General features: G+C 73.3%; 16 protein-coding genes. 8 read left to right on the plus strand and 8 right to left on the minus strand.

Features of this window, described 5'->3' with window-relative positions; genetic code table 11:
* Nucleotides 1-43: 43 nt before the first annotated feature.
* Entirely contained in the window at nt 44-835 is a 792-nt protein-coding gene (locus tag ACFYU0_RS15350) for a VOC family protein (protein ID WP_389301186.1), read from the minus strand.
* A gap of 315 nt (nt 836-1,150) precedes the next feature.
* Here ACFYU0_RS15350 and ACFYU0_RS15355 point away from each other — a divergent pair, with 315 nt between their 5' ends.
* Nucleotides 1,151-1,396, plus strand: a complete 246-nt coding sequence (locus ACFYU0_RS15355) for a WhiB family transcriptional regulator (protein ID WP_351668214.1) — start codon at nt 1,151-1,153, stop codon at nt 1,394-1,396.
* Between the two features lie 19 nt (nt 1,397-1,415).
* On the opposite strand, the gene ACFYU0_RS15360 is transcribed toward ACFYU0_RS15355, so the two are convergent.
* The 4 genes from ACFYU0_RS15360 to ACFYU0_RS15375 form a co-directional block, all read right to left on the minus strand.
* A complete protein-coding gene (locus ACFYU0_RS15360; RefSeq protein ID WP_351668216.1) occupies nt 1,416-2,390 on the minus strand; it encodes an acyl-ACP desaturase in 975 nt (324 codons plus the stop codon).
* Between the two features lie 231 nt (nt 2,391-2,621).
* On the minus strand, nt 2,622-3,398 hold the full coding sequence (gene ddaH / locus ACFYU0_RS15365) for a dimethylargininase (protein ID WP_351668218.1): 777 nt from the start codon (nt 3,396-3,398) through the stop codon (nt 2,622-2,624).
* A 92-nt stretch (nt 3,399-3,490) separates the two neighbouring features.
* Nucleotides 3,491-5,170 (minus strand): ABC-F family ATP-binding cassette domain-containing protein, encoded by a 1,680-nt coding sequence (locus tag ACFYU0_RS15370; protein ID WP_389301191.1) that lies wholly within the window; start codon nt 5,168-5,170, stop codon nt 3,491-3,493.
* A gap of 290 nt (nt 5,171-5,460) precedes the next feature.
* Nucleotides 5,461-5,874 (minus strand): SsgA family sporulation/cell division regulator, encoded by a 414-nt coding sequence (locus tag ACFYU0_RS15375; RefSeq protein ID WP_351668222.1) that lies wholly within the window; start codon nt 5,872-5,874, stop codon nt 5,461-5,463.
* A gap of 215 nt (nt 5,875-6,089) precedes the next feature.
* Here ACFYU0_RS15375 and ACFYU0_RS15380 point away from each other — a divergent pair, with 215 nt between their 5' ends.
* The gene (locus tag ACFYU0_RS15380; protein WP_389301193.1) at nt 6,090-7,187 is read left to right on the plus strand and encodes a WD40/YVTN/BNR-like repeat-containing protein; all 1,098 of its coding nucleotides are present in this window, start codon (nt 6,090-6,092) and stop codon (nt 7,185-7,187) included.
* 70 nt (nt 7,188-7,257) lie between these two features.
* Nucleotides 7,258-7,596, plus strand: coding sequence for a plasmid stabilization protein (locus ACFYU0_RS15385; RefSeq protein WP_351668226.1), 339 nt, complete (start codon nt 7,258-7,260; stop codon nt 7,594-7,596).
* A gap of 10 nt (nt 7,597-7,606) precedes the next feature.
* Here the strand turns inward: ACFYU0_RS15385 and ACFYU0_RS15390 are convergent, their stop codons facing one another.
* Nucleotides 7,607-7,903 carry a YciI family protein gene (locus ACFYU0_RS15390; protein WP_351668228.1) on the minus strand — a complete coding sequence of 99 codons (297 nt, stop codon included), beginning with the start codon at nt 7,901-7,903 and terminating at the stop codon, nt 7,607-7,609.
* Nucleotides 7,904-7,963: 60 nt separating this feature from the next.
* On the opposite strand from ACFYU0_RS15390, the gene ACFYU0_RS15395 reads away from it, so the two are divergent.
* Both ACFYU0_RS15395 and mmpA read left to right on the plus strand, forming a co-directional pair.
* Nucleotides 7,964-8,665: an endonuclease V gene (locus ACFYU0_RS15395; protein WP_389301196.1), complete on the plus strand. Its 702-nt coding sequence runs from the start codon at nt 7,964-7,966 to the stop codon at nt 8,663-8,665.
* 48 nt (nt 8,666-8,713) lie between these two features.
* Nucleotides 8,714-8,860, plus strand: a complete 147-nt coding sequence (gene mmpA, locus ACFYU0_RS15400; protein ID WP_389301198.1) for a morphogenic membrane protein MmpA — start codon at nt 8,714-8,716, stop codon at nt 8,858-8,860.
* A 38-nt stretch (nt 8,861-8,898) separates the two neighbouring features.
* Here the strand turns inward: mmpA and ACFYU0_RS15405 are convergent, their stop codons facing one another.
* A complete protein-coding gene (locus ACFYU0_RS15405; protein WP_389301200.1) occupies nt 8,899-10,077 on the minus strand; it encodes a saccharopine dehydrogenase family protein in 1,179 nt (392 codons plus the stop codon).
* A gap of 205 nt (nt 10,078-10,282) precedes the next feature.
* Between ACFYU0_RS15405 and ACFYU0_RS15410 the strand changes: the two genes are divergently transcribed.
* The 3 genes from ACFYU0_RS15410 (at nt 10,283) to ACFYU0_RS15420 (ending at nt 14,955) form a co-directional block, all read left to right on the plus strand.
* Nucleotides 10,283-11,434 (plus strand): CaiB/BaiF CoA-transferase family protein, encoded by a 1,152-nt coding sequence (locus ACFYU0_RS15410; protein WP_351668236.1) that lies wholly within the window; start codon nt 10,283-10,285, stop codon nt 11,432-11,434.
* Between the two features lie 83 nt (nt 11,435-11,517).
* Nucleotides 11,518-12,732 (plus strand): acetyl-CoA C-acetyltransferase, encoded by a 1,215-nt coding sequence (locus tag ACFYU0_RS15415; protein WP_389301203.1) that lies wholly within the window; start codon nt 11,518-11,520, stop codon nt 12,730-12,732.
* A 42-nt stretch (nt 12,733-12,774) separates the two neighbouring features.
* A complete protein-coding gene (locus tag ACFYU0_RS15420; protein WP_389301206.1) occupies nt 12,775-14,955 on the plus strand; it encodes a 3-hydroxyacyl-CoA dehydrogenase NAD-binding domain-containing protein in 2,181 nt (726 codons plus the stop codon).
* On the opposite strand, the gene ACFYU0_RS15425 is transcribed toward ACFYU0_RS15420, so the two are convergent.
* Entirely contained in the window at nt 14,950-15,660 is a 711-nt protein-coding gene (locus ACFYU0_RS15425; RefSeq protein ID WP_389301209.1) for a MerR family transcriptional regulator, read from the minus strand. The two genes, ACFYU0_RS15420 and ACFYU0_RS15425, sit on opposite strands and share 6 nt — an antisense overlap.
* Nucleotides 15,661-15,713: the final 53 nt, after the last annotated feature.

The following is a 15,713-nucleotide window of genomic DNA, read 5'->3' on the forward strand; positions in this document are numbered from 1 at the left end:
TGTCAGACAGGCCCTAGGACGCCGCGCCGCACCCGGCCCGCGTTCAGCCCTGGGACGAGCCGCTTCTGATCACCGCGAAGCGGGCTCCGTACGGGTCGGCCAGCTTGGCCATGCGGCCGACGCCCTCGACGGTGGTCGCCGGCATGCGCACCGAGCCGCCCAGCCGCCGCGCCTCCTCGGCCACGGCGTCGGTGTCCTCGACCTCGAAGTACGGCAGCCAGTACGGACCGGCCTCCGCCTCGGCCGAGGCGTCGGCCAGCGGCACCATCCCGCCGAACATCGCGTCCTCCCCGGCCCCGGCGGCGTTGACGCCGGTGTACGTCCCGCCGGGGAAGGGCACGCCGGAGGTCTCCAGGCCGAGGACCTTGTGGTAGAAGGCGGCGGCGGCCGCGATGTCCGCCGTGTACAGCTCGACCCAGCACAGCGCGCCCGGCTCGCTCGCCACGTCGACGCCCTTCGTCCGCCCCGGCTGCCAGATGCCGAACGGCACCCGCGCCTGGTCGGCGAGGACCGCCATGTGCCCCTGGCCCAGCACGTCGACGGGCGGGAACAGCACACCGCCGTGCGCCTGTTCGGCTGCCCTGGCGGTGGCCTGCGCGTCCTCGCTCCGGAAGTACACCGTCCACGCCGGCGGGCCCTGCTCAGGGCCGATCCGCCTGCCGCCGGCCACGGTCCTGCCGTCGAGCTGGAAGAAGCCGTAACCGCCGGCGTCCGGCCCAGCCGACCGGAACTGCCAGCCGAAGAGACCGCCGTAGAAGGAGAGGGCGCCGTCCAGGTCCGGGGTGCCGAGATCGACCCAGTTCGGAGCGCCGTTGACGAAACGGGTGGTGAGCATCTTCGCCCTCCTCGACAGGGGGACCGCGAACCGGGTCCCGTCCTCTGCACTGCCGAGTCTGGCACCGCCCGCCGTCAACCGCCGCCGAGGCGCCGCGGCGCGCCGGGCCCTTGTGCGACCGGCGCCGCCCGAGGCCGGCTCCGCCGGATTCGACGCCGGCGCCGCGCGCCGCCGTGCACGGCCGTGCCGCGCGGCGCATCATCGGGACGGTTCACGCCTCGCGGCAGGGCGCCGGCCGCGATGCCGGCGGGGTGCCCGCGCGGCGTTGACGCGGCGTTGATCGAACGTTTTTCGGCGCACGGCACGATCCTGGCCATGCACATCGACACGATCACCCCGGCCGACACCGCCTGGCAGGCCCAGGCCCTGTGCGCGCAGACCGGGGCCGACTTCTTCTTCCCCGAGCCCGGCAGCTCGGTCCGCGAGGCGAAGCGCATCTGCGGCATGTGCGAGATGCGCCCCGCCTGTCTCGACTACGCGCTGAGCAACGACGAACGCTTCGGCGTGTGGGGCGGCCTGTCCGAGAAGGAGCGCCTCGCGCTGAGGCGCACCTCCGGCTGACACCCCGCGGACGGCTCCGTCAGCCCGCCGCCCGCGCCGCCATGCGGGCCTTGCGCGCCGCCAGCCGCTCATCGAACTTGGCGGCCTCGGCGTCCAGGCCGCCCAGGAACAGACCCAGCTCCTCCTGGGCCCGCAGGCCCTCCGGGCCGAGGCCGTCGATCTCCATGATCTTCAGGAAGCGCAGCACGGGCTGCAGCACGTCGTCGTGGTGGATGCGCAGGTTGTAGACCTCGCCGATGGCCATCTGCGCCGCGGCCCGCTCGAAGCCGGGGATGCCGTGCCCGGGCATGCGGAAGTTGACGACGACGTCCCGGACGGCCTGCATGGTGAGGTCGGGGGCGAGTTCGAAGGCGGACTTCAGCAGGTTGCGGTAGAAGACCATGTGCAGGTTCTCGTCGGTCGCGATGCGGGCCAGCATGCGGTCGCAGACCGGGTCGCCGGACTGGTGGCCGGTGTTGCGGTGCGAGATCCGGGTGGCCAGCTCCTGGAAGGCGACGTACGCGATCGAGTGCAGCATGGAGTGCCGGTTGTCGGACTCGAAGCCCTCGCTCATGTGGGACATGCGGAACCGCTCCAGCTGGTCCGGGTCCACCGCGCGCGAGGTGAGCAGGTAGTCGCGCATCACGATGCCGTGCCGGCCCTCCTCGGCCGTCCAGCGGTGCACCCAGGTGCCCCACGCGCCGTCGCGGCCGAACAGCGAGGCGATCTCGTGGTGGTAGCTCGGCAGGTTGTCCTCGGTGAGCAGGTTGACGACGAGGGCGATCCGGCCGATCTCCGTCACCCCGGACTGCTCCTTGCCCCAGGCCTCGCCGTCCTCGAACAGGCCGGGGAAGTTGCGGCCGTCGCTCCAGGGCACGTACTCGTGCGGCATCCAGTCCTTGGCGACCTTCAGGTGCCGGTTCAGCTCCTTCTCGACCACTTCCTCCAGCGCGTACAGCAGGCGTGCGTCGGTCCAGGCGGACGGGCTGCCGAGGTGAGGGGAAGTGATCGTCACGGGAACTCCAGGGGGACGCCGAGCAGAAGGGGGAGTGAAGGGGACGGTCCGGCGAGCGGTGCCGGGGAACCTACGTGATCGTAGGCTACGAATCCGTAGGTTACGAAGCCGTAGGTTAAGGTCACCGTAAAGACCGCTGATCAGGCGCCCTGGGGCGGGGAGTTCACCGGTGTGCCGGACAGCCCCGGGACCCGCAGGTCCCGGGGCTGTCCGAGGCGAGGCGACACTCCGTCAGGCGTACAGTCCGCGCAGCCGCACCGAGAGGCACGTCACACATCCCTCCAGCTTCTCGAACTCGGAGATGTCGACGGTGACCACCTCGTGGCCGAGATCGGTCAGCAGCTCCGCCGTCTTCGGGGCGCTCGCCGCCATGAGCAGCTTGTGGCCGCCGAGCAGCACCACGTGCGCGCCGGACTCCTCCGGCACCGAGAGGAACCCGGGGAACAGCGACGGCCGGTCCACCATCGGGATGTGCCCGACGACCGTCCCGTCCGGCAGCGCGGTGACCGCGGACTTCAGGTGCAGCACCTTGCTCACCGGAACGGCCACCACGCGCGCGCCCAGCGGTTCGAACGCGGCGCGGAGCTGCTGCACCCCGGCCGCGTTGGTGCGCCCGCCCCGGCCGACGTAGATCGTGTCGCCGACCTTGAGGACGTCGCCGCCGTCCAGCGTGCCGGGCTCCCAGATCCAGTTCACCGAGCAGCCGAGCCGGGCCACCGCCTCCTCGACCCCCGCGGTCTCCGCGCGCCGCGACTCGGCGCCGGGCCGGGTGATCAGCGCCACGTTCCGGTACATGACGACGGTGTCCTCGACGAACACCGAGTCGGGGCAGTCGTCGGCCGGGTCGACCTCGATCGTCTCCCAGCCGTGCGCGCCGAGCGCCTCGACGTAGGCCTCCCACTGCTCGACGGCGAGCTCCACGTCGGCCTCGGCCCGCTCGATGTGCGTGACCAGCCCCTCGGCGAGCAGCGGGCTGGGACGGCGGACGAGGGCCTTCTTGCTGGGCACGACGGGCCTTTCCTGATCGGCGGTGCGGTCCGGCGCCCGGGACGCGGGGCCGGACCGCCATCATGCAGGCCGCCATGGGCAGGACAAAACCCTCACTCCGCCTCGTTAGCAGGCTGTTCCCCTCCTGAGACCCCCGGCGGCACCGGCCGGCCCGGGTTCGCGATCTCCTCGGGCGTGGTCTCCCTCAGCTTCCCTCCTTCCATCAGCAGCCAGCGGGTGATGCCGACCGACTCCAGGAACGGCAGGTCGTGGCTGGCGACGAGCAGCGCGCCCTGGTACGACTCCAGGGCCGAGGTGAGCTGCCGGACGCTCGCCATGTCGAGGTTGTTGGTCGGCTCGTCCAGCAGGAGCAGCTGGGGCGCCGGCTCGGCCAGCATCAGCGCGGCCAGGGCCGCCCGGAAGCGTTCGCCGCCGGAGAGCGTGCCCGCCCTCTGGTCGGCCCGCGCGCCACGGAACAGGAAGCGGGCGAGACGCGCCCGGACCCTGTTGTTGGTGGCGCCCGGCGCGAACCGGGCCACGTTCTCGGCGACGGTCGCCTCGTCGTCGAGCACGTCCAGGCGCTGCGGCAGAAACCGCAGCGGAACGTGCGTCAGCGCCTCCCCGGCCACCGCGGGCAACTCCCCGGCGATGGTCCGCAGCAGCGTCGTCTTGCCCGCGCCGTTGCGCCCGACGAGCGCGATCCGCTCCGGTCCGCGCAGATCGAGGATGCCTTCGACACGCGACCCGTAGGCCGTCTCCAGGTTCTCCAGGGTGAGCACCTGGCGGCCGGGCGGCACGGCCGTGTAGGGCAGTTCGACGCGGATCTCGTCGTCGTCCCGCACCGCCTCGACCGCTTCGTCCAGCCGCTCCTTGGCGTCGGCGAGCCGTTCCTCGTGCATGATGCGGTGCTTGCCCGCGGACTCCTGCGCGGCGCGTCTGCGCGCGCCCATGACGATCTTCGGTTCGCGCTTGTTCTCGAACATCTTCTGCCCGTACCGCTTGCGCCGGGCCAGTTTGACCTGGGCGTCGGCCAGTTCGCGCTTCTGTTTGCGCACGTCCGACTCGGCGACCCGCACCATCCGCTCGGCCGCCTCCTGCTCGACGGCGAGGGCCTCCTCGTAGGCCGAGAAGTTGCCGCCGTACCGGACGATCTCCCCGGCGCGCAGATCGGCGATCTGGTCGACCAGGTCCAGCAGTTCGCGGTCGTGGCTGACGACCACCAGCACGCCCGGCCAGGCGGCGACGGCCGCGTACAGCCGGCGGCGCGCGTACAGGTCCAGGTTGTTGGTGGGCTCGTCCAGCAGCAGGACGTCCGGGCGGCGCAGCAGCAGCGCGGCCAGTCGCAGCAGCACCGACTCGCCGCCGGACACCTCGCCGACGGTGCGGTCCAGGCCGATGTCGCCGAGGCCGAGCTCGCCGAGGGTGACCAGGGCGCGTTCCTCGACGTCCCAGTCGTCGCCGACCGTCTCGAAGTGCTCCTCGGCGACGTCACCCGCCTCGATGGCGTGCAGGGCGGCCCGCTGTGCGGCGATGCCCAGGACCTCGTCGACGCGGAGCGTGGTGTCGAGCGTGACGTTCTGCGGCAGGTGGCCGACCTCGCCAGTCACCTTGACGGTGCCGTCGGTCGGGGTCAGTTCGCCGGCGAGCAGTTTCAACAGGGTGGACTTCCCCGATCCGTTGACGCCGACCAGTCCCGTTCTGCCGGGGCCGAAGGCGGCGTCGAGGCCGTCGAAGACGGGGGTGCCGTCCGGCCAGGCGAAGGACAGGGACGTGCAGGTGAGGGACATTGACATGAAGGCCTCGCGGTTGCTGGGTGCGGTCTGTGCGGACGCGTGTCGAGACACCGCGAGGCGGAAACCGAAGGCCTGGGCAGCAGGAGTGCCCATGAATGAGGGCCTGTGCCGGAGGACGGCTCGGACGCCGAGGTCGAACGCCACGCACACCTCACCGGTGTGAGCGCGGTGTCTCAGGACCTCAGACGAGCAACGTCCTTCTCCAATCGACGGCAACAGGACCACGTACAACGTACGAGGGGGGCTGGGGGCTGTCAACGCGATTTGGCGCGGGCGCGCCGCGCGCCCGGTCAGGCGTCCCGCATCAGGACGGCGAGGTCGTGGTCGAGGTCGAGCTGGAGGTGCTCCAGGCCGACCGGCACGAGGCCGGCGGTCGCCTCCAGGAACCGCCGTATCTCGCCCGAGCGCACGTGCACGACCGCCGTGCCCTCGGGGGCGTGGAACTCCAGCACGGTGCGGTCGTAGCCGTACGGCCGGACGCGTACGTCCCCGTGGCCCTCCGCGCCCTCGAGGCCCGCCGCGAGGAGTTCCCGGGAGAAGGTCCAGCAGACGTCGACACCCTCCAGGGTGGCCGGGGCGGGGAAGGTCATCCGGACGGCGAACGGATCGCGCCGGTCGTACCGCAACGTGGCGGGGATGCTGGGCATGCGCGGTGCGGCGGCGACGAGGCGGGCCTCTACGGGCTGCTCGATCATGGTGGACAACGCCTTGCTCCCTCGTGACGGCTGGACGTACTCCCGGTGTGGCACCCGGCACTGGAGGAGACGACGGATTCGGCCAGTCCGTGCACACGGGACACGAGTGACCTCGGTCACCGCCTTCATGCTTCGGGCCCCGGGATGCCGCCGGGGCCGCTGGGGGCGCCGGGCCCCCTGGACGGTGCCGTGACGGTCCGCTAGCTTCGCCCGCCATGAGGCGCATGGGGAGCACGCGACGCGGGGGACGGACGCAACGGCTGCTGGCGGCGGGGGTGGCGTGCGCGGCGGCGCTGGCCGCCTCGGCGGTACCGGCCGCCGCCGGGGCGGCCGCGCCGGCCCGGGGCGGTGCGCACTGGGCGGCGAAGGACAGCGGCGCCCCGCAGGTCCGCTTCCGGGGCCTGGCCGCCGTCGACCGCCGGACCGCCTGGCTGGCCGGGACCGGCGGCACCGTGCTGCGCACCACCGACGGCGGGGCGAACTGGCGGAACGTCTCCCCGCCGGGCGCCGCCGACCTGCAGTTCCGGGACGTCGAGGCGTTCGACGGGCGGCGCGCGGTGGCGCTGGCCATCGGCGAGGGCGAGGACTCGCGCGTCTACCGCACCGACGACGGCGGCACGACGTGGACCGAGTCCTTCCGCAACCCCGACCCGAAGGCCTTCTACGACTGCCTCGCCTTCTTCGACCACCGTCACGGCCTCGCGATGAGCGACCCGGTGGACGGCCGGTTCCGCATCCTGTCCACCGGCGACGGCGGCCGCACCTGGCGTGTGCTGCCCTCCGCCGGCATGCCGGCCGCCCTGGACGGCGAGGCCGGCTTCGCCGCGAGCGGCCAGTGCCTGGTCACGGCGGGGCCGAAGGACGTCTGGCTGGCCACCGGCGGCGCCGCCCGCGCGCGCGTGCTGCACTCCGCCGACCGCGGGCTGACCTGGACGGCCGCCGACACGCCGGTGCCGGCGGGCGACCCCGCCAGGGGCGTCTTCGGGCTCGCCTTCCGCGACCGCGCGCACGGTCTCGCCGTCGGCGGCGACTACCGCCCCGACCAGTCCTCGCCGCGGGCCGCCGCGGTGACCGCCGACGGCGGCCGCACCTGGCGCCCCGTCACCGCGCCGCCGCCCGCCTACCGCTCCGGCGTCGCCTGGCTCCCGCACAGCCGTGCCGCCGCGCTGGCCGTCGGCCCGACCGGCACCGACCTGACCACCGACGGGGGCCGCACCTGGCGCACGGTCGACACCGGTTCGTACGACACCGTGGCCTGCGCACCCGACCTGAGCTGCTGGGCAGCCGGTGAGAAGGGCCGGGTGGCCCGGCTGGAACGCTGACGTAGGCGTGCGGAACCCGGGTACTCGTCCCCCGTCGCCGAAGACAGGCGAGGAGAGGAAGGGAGCGATCATGCCAGCCGGTTCCAGCCCCAAGCGCGAACGCCAGTACGAGCACATCAAGGAGAGCGCGCAGGACCGGGGTGAGAGCGCCGGGCGCGCGAAGGAGATCGCCGCCCGGACCGTGAACAAGGAGCGCGCCCGCTCCGGCGAGTCCAAGACCGCCAGCCGCAGCTCGACGCAGGACATGTCGTCCGGTAAGCGCGGCGGTCAGCGGTCCGGCAACCGGACCGGGCCCCAGGGACCGACCCGCGACCAGCTCTACAACGAGGCCAGGCAGCGCGGCATCGAGGGCCGCTCGAACATGAACAAGGACGAGCTGCGGCGCGCGCTGGACCGCAAGAAGGGCTGACCGGCTCCGGTCAGTCCGCCGTCTGCCGGTGGCGGTCCAGCTCCGGAGCCGTCTTCGTGGCGCGGAACTCCGTGATGCGGTACTCGCACACCCCGGCGGCGACGAACGGGTCGCCCGCGGCGACCTCCTCGATGCGGGCGCGGTTCTCCGCGACGGCGAGGATCACTCCGCCGTCGCGGGGTTCCTTGCGCCCGGAGGCCAGGAAGCACCCCTTGCCGTACTGCTCGTCGAGCCAGGCCCGGTGCGCCGGCAGCGCGGCGTCCACGTCCTCGAGCGGGGCGGTGTACGTCAGCTCCAGTACGAACATGATCGCGAGCCTACCCCGGCGCCCGCCGGGCCGTCCCGGGGTCGTACAGTCCTGCTCACCATGAGGACCGCAGGCGTACCCGCGAACTGGCCGGTGACCGACGACGAGGCCCGCGCCGTACAGGACGAGCTGCGCGCGAGGGTGGTGCTCGACGAGCCCGGGCCGCCGCCCGGATCGGGGCGGGTGACGGGCGTCGACGTCGCCTACGACGACGAGCGCGACCTCGTCGCCGCGGCGGCCGTCGTGCTGGACGCGGCCACCCTGGAGGTCGTCGCCGAGAGCACCGCCGTCGGCCGCGTCTCCTTCCCGTACGTACCCGGGCTGCTGGCCTTCCGCGAGATCCCGACCGTACGCGCCGCCCTCGACGCCCTGCCCTGTCCGCCCGGCCTGGTGGTGTGCGACGGCTACGGCCTCGCCCACCCGCGTCGTTTCGGCCTCGCCGCCCATCTCGGCGTACTCACCGGCCTGCCGACGATCGGCGTCGCCAAGAACCCGTTCACCTTCGCCCACCAGGACCCCGGTCCCCACCGCGGCAGCTCCGCCCCGCTCCTCGACGGCGCCGAGGAGGTGGGCCGCGCCCTGCGCACCCGGTCGCACGTCAAACCGGTGTTCGTGTCCGTCGGCCACCGCACCACCCTGGACAACGCCCTGGCCCACACGCTGGCGCTGACCCCCCGCTACCGCCTGCCGGAGTCGACCCGCCGCGCGGACGCCCTGTGCAGAAAGGCGCTGAGGGAAGCGGTCGCTGAGTACCGGGACTGAGTAGCCGCACGGATGTGCGGGGTCCGGGCCGGGCGGCAGGGTGGGGGCATGACGACGCACCGTGCGCACAAGCCCCTCGCAGATCCGGACCGGCCCGTCGAGCGGGCGGTGAACGCCGCTCTCGTGCTCGCGGTGCTCGCCGGGCTCGGCTGGATCTGCGGGATGGTCTGCACCCTGGTGCGGTGGCCCCTCTAGGGCCGCGGCTCGGTGCGGCGGCCCCTGGCGGCAGTCGGTCAGCGGCTCGCCGCGACGCGGAACCGGATGCCGGCTTCGCGCAGCCGCCCGGTGAGCGCGTCGCCCATCGCCACCGCCGTGGTGACCTGCCCCGCCGTCGGCGGCAGGTCGTCGAAGGCCAGGCAGAGCGCCGACTCGGCGAACATCTTCGCCGTCTCGTCGTAGCCAGGGTCGCCGCCGGAGACCTCGGTGAACACCCGCCGTCCACCGCCCTCACCGACGAAGCGCACCCGGAACCAGCTCCGCGCCCGCTTCTCGGCGCTCGGCCCGTCGCCGGGCCTGAGCCGGTCCGAGAGCCAGCGCCGGGCGGGCGGCAACTGGGCGGCCGCGGCGAGCGCGCCGACGGCGGCGGCCCCGCCGGCGGCCATCGGCAGGCGCCGGACCGCCGCGTAGTGCCGGTAGCGGAAGTCCGGGCCGTACCGCTCCAGCGCCTTCGCCGAGCGGCGCACGATCTGCGGGTCGATGGTCGGCAGCGGCAGCGCCCACGCGCCCACCTCCGGGGCGAACCGCGGGGCGCCCGCCGGCGCCGACACCCGCCGCCCCAGCAGCCGGGGCTCGTGCCGCCGGCGTTCCCGGGCCGCGGCCGCCATCCGCCCGCCGCGCGCGAACTGGTTCAGCGCGGAGGCCAGGGTGCCCCCGGAGAAGGTGGCGTCGGCCGTCACGAACCCGTCCACCGTCAGCGGCACGCCCTCGGGCAGCTGCCGCACCGTGAAGTGCACCCCCAGGTCGTGCGGCACGGAGTCGAAACCGCAGGCGTGCACCAGCCGGGCGCCGGTCTCCCGCGCGCGTGCGTCGTGCCGGACGTACATCAGGTCGACGAACTCGGGTTCGCCGGTGAGGTCCAGATAGTCGGTCCCGGCGTCCGCGCAGGCGGCGACCAGCTCCTCGCCGTACTCCAGGTACGGGCCCACGGTCGTGGCCACCACGCGCGCGTGCCCGGCGAGGGCGCGCACGGAGGCCGGATCCCGGACGTCCGCGCGGAGCGTCCCGACGCCCGAACCGCCGGGCAGCCGCGCCCGCAGCCGCTCCAGCGCGAGTTCGTCCCGGCCCGCGACCGCCCAGCGCAGATCCTCGGGGGCATGTGCCGCGAGGTACTCCGCGGTGAGCGTGCCGACGAAGCCGGTGGCCCCGAAAAGCACCAGGTCGTAGGGACGATCCGTCCTCTTTAGCCTGCTCATGTCACCCCTTGCCTCCGCAGCCCGCGCCGCCGTCGGTGGCTGAGGCTAGCGTGAATGGTGCGGAGCCGGACGACCAGCCCGGGAATGCCGGCGCCGGGCACTTGGCTAAGCGCTTGCTCGTTCAGGTCTTGTGCCGAGTGGAACGTGTTCTTAGCATCCTCGGTGTTACATCAGTTGTGTCACATGGGCTTGGGGGCAGGACGGCATGACGACGGCAGGAACGCCGGGCCACGGTCCGCTCTCGGGTGTGCGCGTGGTCGAACTGGCCGGCATCGGGCCCGGCCCGTTCGCCGCCATGCTCCTCGCCGACCTCGGCGCCGACGTGGTCCGGGTGGACCGGCCGGGCGGCCCCGGCCTCGGCATCGACCCCGCGCACGACGTGACCAACCGCAACAAGCGCTCGGTCGTCGTCGACCTCAAGGCCCCGGACGGCGCCGCGCGCGTGCTCGATCTCGTCGAGCGCGCCGACGTCCTCGTCGAGGGCTACCGCCCCGGGGTCGCCGAGCGGCTCGGCGTCGGCCCCGCCGCGTGCCACGCCCGCAACCCCCGGCTGGTCTACGGCCGCATGACCGGCTGGGGCCAGGACGGCCCCCTCGCCGACCGCGCCGGCCACGACGTCACGTACATCGCCCTCACCGGCACCCTCGGCATGATCGGCCGCCCCGGCGAGCCCCCCGCCGTCCCCGCCAACCTCCTCGGAGACTACGCGGGCGGCTCCCTCTACCTGGTCGTGGGCGTCCTGGCCGCCCTGCACCACGCGCGCGCCACCGGCACCGGCCAGGTGGTGGACGCCGCCATCGTGGACGGTGCCGCGCACCTGTCGGCGATGATCCACGGCATGCTGTCCGCCGGCGGCTGGCAGGACCGGCGCGGCGCCAACCTGCTGGACGGCGGCTGCCCGTACTACGGCACCTACGAGACCGCCGACGGCGGTCACATGGCGGTGGGCGCCCTGGAGACCCGGTTCTACGCGGAGTTCCTGCACCTGCTGGACCTGGACCACCTGGCCCCGGCGCACGACGACTGGAGCCGCTGGGGCGAGCTGCGCGAACAGGTCGCCGCCCGCTTCAAGTCCCGCACCCGGGACGAGTGGACGGCCCGCTTCGAGGGCTCGGACGCCTGCGTGGCCCCGGTGCTGTCCCTGCGCGAGGCCCCGCACCATCCGCACCTGGCCGCCCGCGGCACCTTCACCGACCACGGCGGCATCACCCAGCCGGCCCCCGCCCCGCGCTTCTCCGCGACCCCCACCGGCGTCCGCACCGGCCCGGCCCTGCCCGGCGCCGGCGCCGGGACGGTGGCGCGGGACTGGGGCATACCTGACCTCGTGAACGACGACCTCGACCCGGACGGCGCCTGACCCCGGCCACCGGGCCACCCGACGACCCACCCCGCCCTCGGCGACCGAGTCCCGCTCGGCCCACCCTCCCGAAAGGCACATCAGTGAGCACCGAAGCGTACGTGTACGACGCGATCCGCACCCCGCGCGGCCGCGGCAAGGCGACCGGCGCCCTGCACGGCACGAAGCCCATCGACCTGGTCGTCGGCCTCATCCACGAGATCCGCGACCGCTTCCCGGGCCTCGACCCGGCTGCGATCGACGACATCGTGCTCGGCGTCGTCGGGCCCGTCGGCGACCAGGGCTCCGACATCGCCAGGATCGCGGCGATCGCCGCCGGGCTGCCGGACACCGTCGCGGGCCTCCAGGAGAACCGCTTCTGTGCCTCCGGCCTCGAGGCCGTCAACCTCGCCGCGGCCAAGATCCGCTCCGGCTGGGAGGACCTGGTCCTCGCCGGCGGCGTGGAGTCCATGTCCCGGGTGCCGATGGCCTCGGACGGCGGCGCCTGGTTCAACGACCCGATGACCAACCTGTCCGTCAACTTCGTGCCGCAGGGCATCGGCGCCGACCTCATCGCCACCATCGAGGGCTTCTCCCGCCGGGACGTCGACGAGTACGCCGCCCTGTCCCAGGAGCGCGCCGCCACCGCCTGGAAGGAGGGCCGCTTCGACCGCTCCGTCGTCCCCGTGAAGGACCGCAGCGGCCTGGTCGTCCTCGACCACGACGAGCACATGCGCCCCGGCACCACCGCCGACTCGCTTGCCGGACTCAAGCCGTCGTTCGCGGACATCGGCGACCTGGGCGGCTTCGACGCCGTCGCCCTGCAGAAGTACCACTGGGTGGAGAAGATCGACCACGTCCACCACGCGGGCAACTCCTCCGGCATCGTCGACGGCGCCTCGCTGGTCGCGATCGGCTCCAGGGAGGTCGGCGAGCGGCACGGCCTCACCCCGCGGGCGCGGATCGTCTCCGCCGCCGTCTCCGGCTCCGAGCCCACCATCATGCTCACCGGTCCCGCCCCGGCCGCCCGCAAGGCGCTCGCCAAGGCCGGGCTGACCATCGACGACATCGACCTGGTCGAGATCAACGAGGCGTTCGCCGCGGTCGTGCTGCGCTTCGTGAGGGACATGGGCCTGTCCCTGGACAAGGTCAACGTCAACGGCGGCGCCATCGCGCTGGGCCACCCGCTCGGCGCGACCGGCGCCATGATCCTCGGCTCGCTCATCGACGAGCTGGAGCGCCAGGACAAGCGCTACGGCCTGGCCACCCTGTGCGTGGGCGGTGGCATGGGCATCGCCACCATCGTCGAGCGCGTCTGAACTCCCCGCGGAATCACGAGACCTCAACGAAAGACGACTGCCATGACCGAGAGCACGACCATCCGCTGGGAGCAGGACGACACCGGTGTCGTCACCCTCGTCCTCGACGACCCGAACCAGTCCGCGAACACCATGAACCAGGCGTTCCGCGACTCCCTCGCCGCGATCACCGACCGCCTGGAGGCCGAGAAGGACTCCATCCGCGGCGTCGTCCTCACCTCCGCCAAGAAGACCTTCTTCGCGGGCGGCGACCTGCGCGACCTGATCCGGGTCACCCCGGAGACCGCGCAGGACCTGTTCGACGGCGGCCTCGCCATCAAGCGGAACCTGCGCCGCATCGAGACCCTCGGCAAGCCGGTGGTCGCCGCCATCAACGGCGCGGCCCTCGGCGGCGGCTTCGAACTCGCCCTCGCCTGCCACCACCGCGTCGCCCTGGACACCTCCGGCACGAAGATCGGCTGCCCCGAGGTCACCCTCGGCCTGCTCCCCGGCGGAGGCGGCGTCGTACGCACCGTACGGCTGCTGGGCATCGCCGACGCGCTGCTCAAGGTGCTCCTGCAGGGGCAGCAGTACAACGCGCGCCGCGCCCAGGAGAACGGCCTGGTCCACGAGGTCGCCGCCACCCCCGAGGAACTGCTCGCCAAGGCCCGCGCCTTCATCGACGCCAACCCCGAGTCGCGGCAGCCCTGGGACCGGCCCGGCTACCGGATCCCGGGCGGCACGCCCGCCAACCCGAAGTTCGCCGCCAACCTGCCCGCCTTCCCGGCCACCCTGCGCAAGCAGACCAACGGCGCCCCCTACCCGGCCCCGCGCAACATCCTCGCGGCGGCCGTCGAGGGTTCCCAGGTCGACTTCGAGACCGCCCAGGTCATCGAGGCCCGCTACTTCGTGGAGCTGGCCGCCGGGCAGACCTCGAAGAACATGATCCAGGCGTTCTTCTTCGACCTCCAGGCCGTCAACTCCGGCGCCAACCGCCCCAAGGGCGTCGAGCCCCGCACGGTCCGCAGGGTCGCCGTCCTGGGCGCCGGGATGATGGGCGCCGGGATCGCCTACTCCTGCGCCCGCGCGGGGCTGGAGGTCGTCCTCAAGGACGTCTCCCTGGAGGCGGCCCTCAAGGGCAAGGGCTACTCCGAGAAGCTGTGCGCCAAGGCCGTCGCCAGGGGCCGCACCAGCCAGGAGAAGGCCGACGCGCTGCTCGCCCGGATCACGCCGACCGCCGAGGCGGCCGACCTCGCGGGCTGCGACGCGGTCATTGAGGCCGTCTTCGAGGACACCTCGCTCAAGCACAAGGTCTTCCAGGAGATCGAGTCCGTCGTCGCGCCCGACGCGCTGCTGTGCTCGAACACCTCCACCCTGCCCATCACCGCGCTGGCCGAGGGCGTGGAGCGCCAGGGCGACTTCATCGGGCTGCACTTCTTCTCGCCCGTCGACAAGATGCCGCTGGTCGAGATCATCAAGGGCGAGCGCACCGGCGACGAGGCCCTCGCCCGGGCCTTCGACCTGGTCCGGCAGATCAACAAGACGCCGATCGTCGTCAACGACTCGCGCGGCTTCTTCACCTCCCGGGTCATCGGCCACTTCATCAACGAGGGCGTCGCCATGGTCGGCGAGGGCGTCGAGCCCGCCTCCGTGGAACAGGCCGCCGCCCAGGCCGGCTACCCGGCCAAGGTGCTCTCCCTCATGGACGAGCTGACCCTCACCCTCCCGCGCAAGATCCGCAACGAGTCGAGGAAGGCCGTCGAGGAGGCGGGCGGCACCTGGACCGCGCACCCGGCGGAGGCCGTCATCGACCGCCTGGTCGACGAGTTCGGCCGCACCGGGCGCAGCGGCGGCGCCGGCTTCTACGACTACACGGAGGACGGCAGGCGGGCCGGGCTCTGGCCGGGCCTGCGCGAGCACTTCACGAAGGCCGGGCACGAGATCCCGTTCCGGGACATGCAGGAGCGGATGCTCTTCGCCGAGGCGCTCGACACCGTGCGGCTCCTGGAGGAGGGCGTGCTGACGTCGGTCGCCGACGCCAACATCGGCTCGATCCTCGGCATCGGCTTCCCGGGCTGGACCGGCGGTGTGCTCCAGTACATCAACGGCTACGAGGGCGGCCTGCCCGGCTTCGTGGCACGCGCGCGTGAGCTCGCCGAGCGCTACGGCGAGCGGTTCACCCCGCCCGCGCTGCTGGTGGCCAAGGCCGAGAAGGGGGAGCGGTTCGCCGACTCCCGCTCATGACCCGGTGAGCCACTCGCTCAGCTCTTCCCGCAGCGAGCGCTGGAACGTCGACAGCAGCGCCTGCACCACCAGCGGGTGCATGTGCTCCGACAGGGACTGCACGTCCCGGGCGTCGCGCTCCGCCACCTCGCCGCGGAAGAGCTGGGCCAGCTCGCGGGCCGCGGCGCGCGAGTGCTCGACGAGCACCTTGCGCGCCGCGAGGATCGCCTCCTGCGACAGCGGCACGTCCAGCAGCCGCAGACCGAGCCGGAACAGCCCGGCGTCGACCCGGTAGGCGTCCTCGTCCTCCTGGCGCAGGACGTCCATCGCGGCGAGCCGCTCCAGGTCCCCGGACGTGAGCGGCCGCCCCGCCCGCCGCTCCAGCTCCCGGCGGGACACCCGCTCCGCGGCCTCCGGCGCCCAGGACGCGACCACCGCCCGGTGGATGGCCAGGTCGTGCGGGCTCAGGTCGGGCGGCAGCCGGCGCAGGTACCGCTCGATCGCCGCCAGGGTCATGCCCTGCTGCTGGAGCTCCTCGATCAGGGCCAGCCGCGCCACGTGCCCGGGGCCGTAGTGCCCCACCCGCCGCGGGCCGATCTCCGGCGGCGGGAGCAGCCCCCGGCTGCCGTAGAAGCGGACGGTGCGGACCGTGACGCCCGCCCGCGCGGCCAGCTCGTCGATGGTGAGGGCCGGCTCCGCGTCCCCCGTCGTGGCGTCCGTCGTCATGTGCAGCAGTATCGCTGTCTCACCAATGGTGTGAAACATGTGCCGACCATGTG

The sequence above is a fragment of the Streptomyces sp. NPDC003720 genome (assembly GCF_042875075.1).
Classification (GTDB): domain Bacteria; phylum Actinomycetota; class Actinomycetes; order Streptomycetales; family Streptomycetaceae; genus Streptomyces.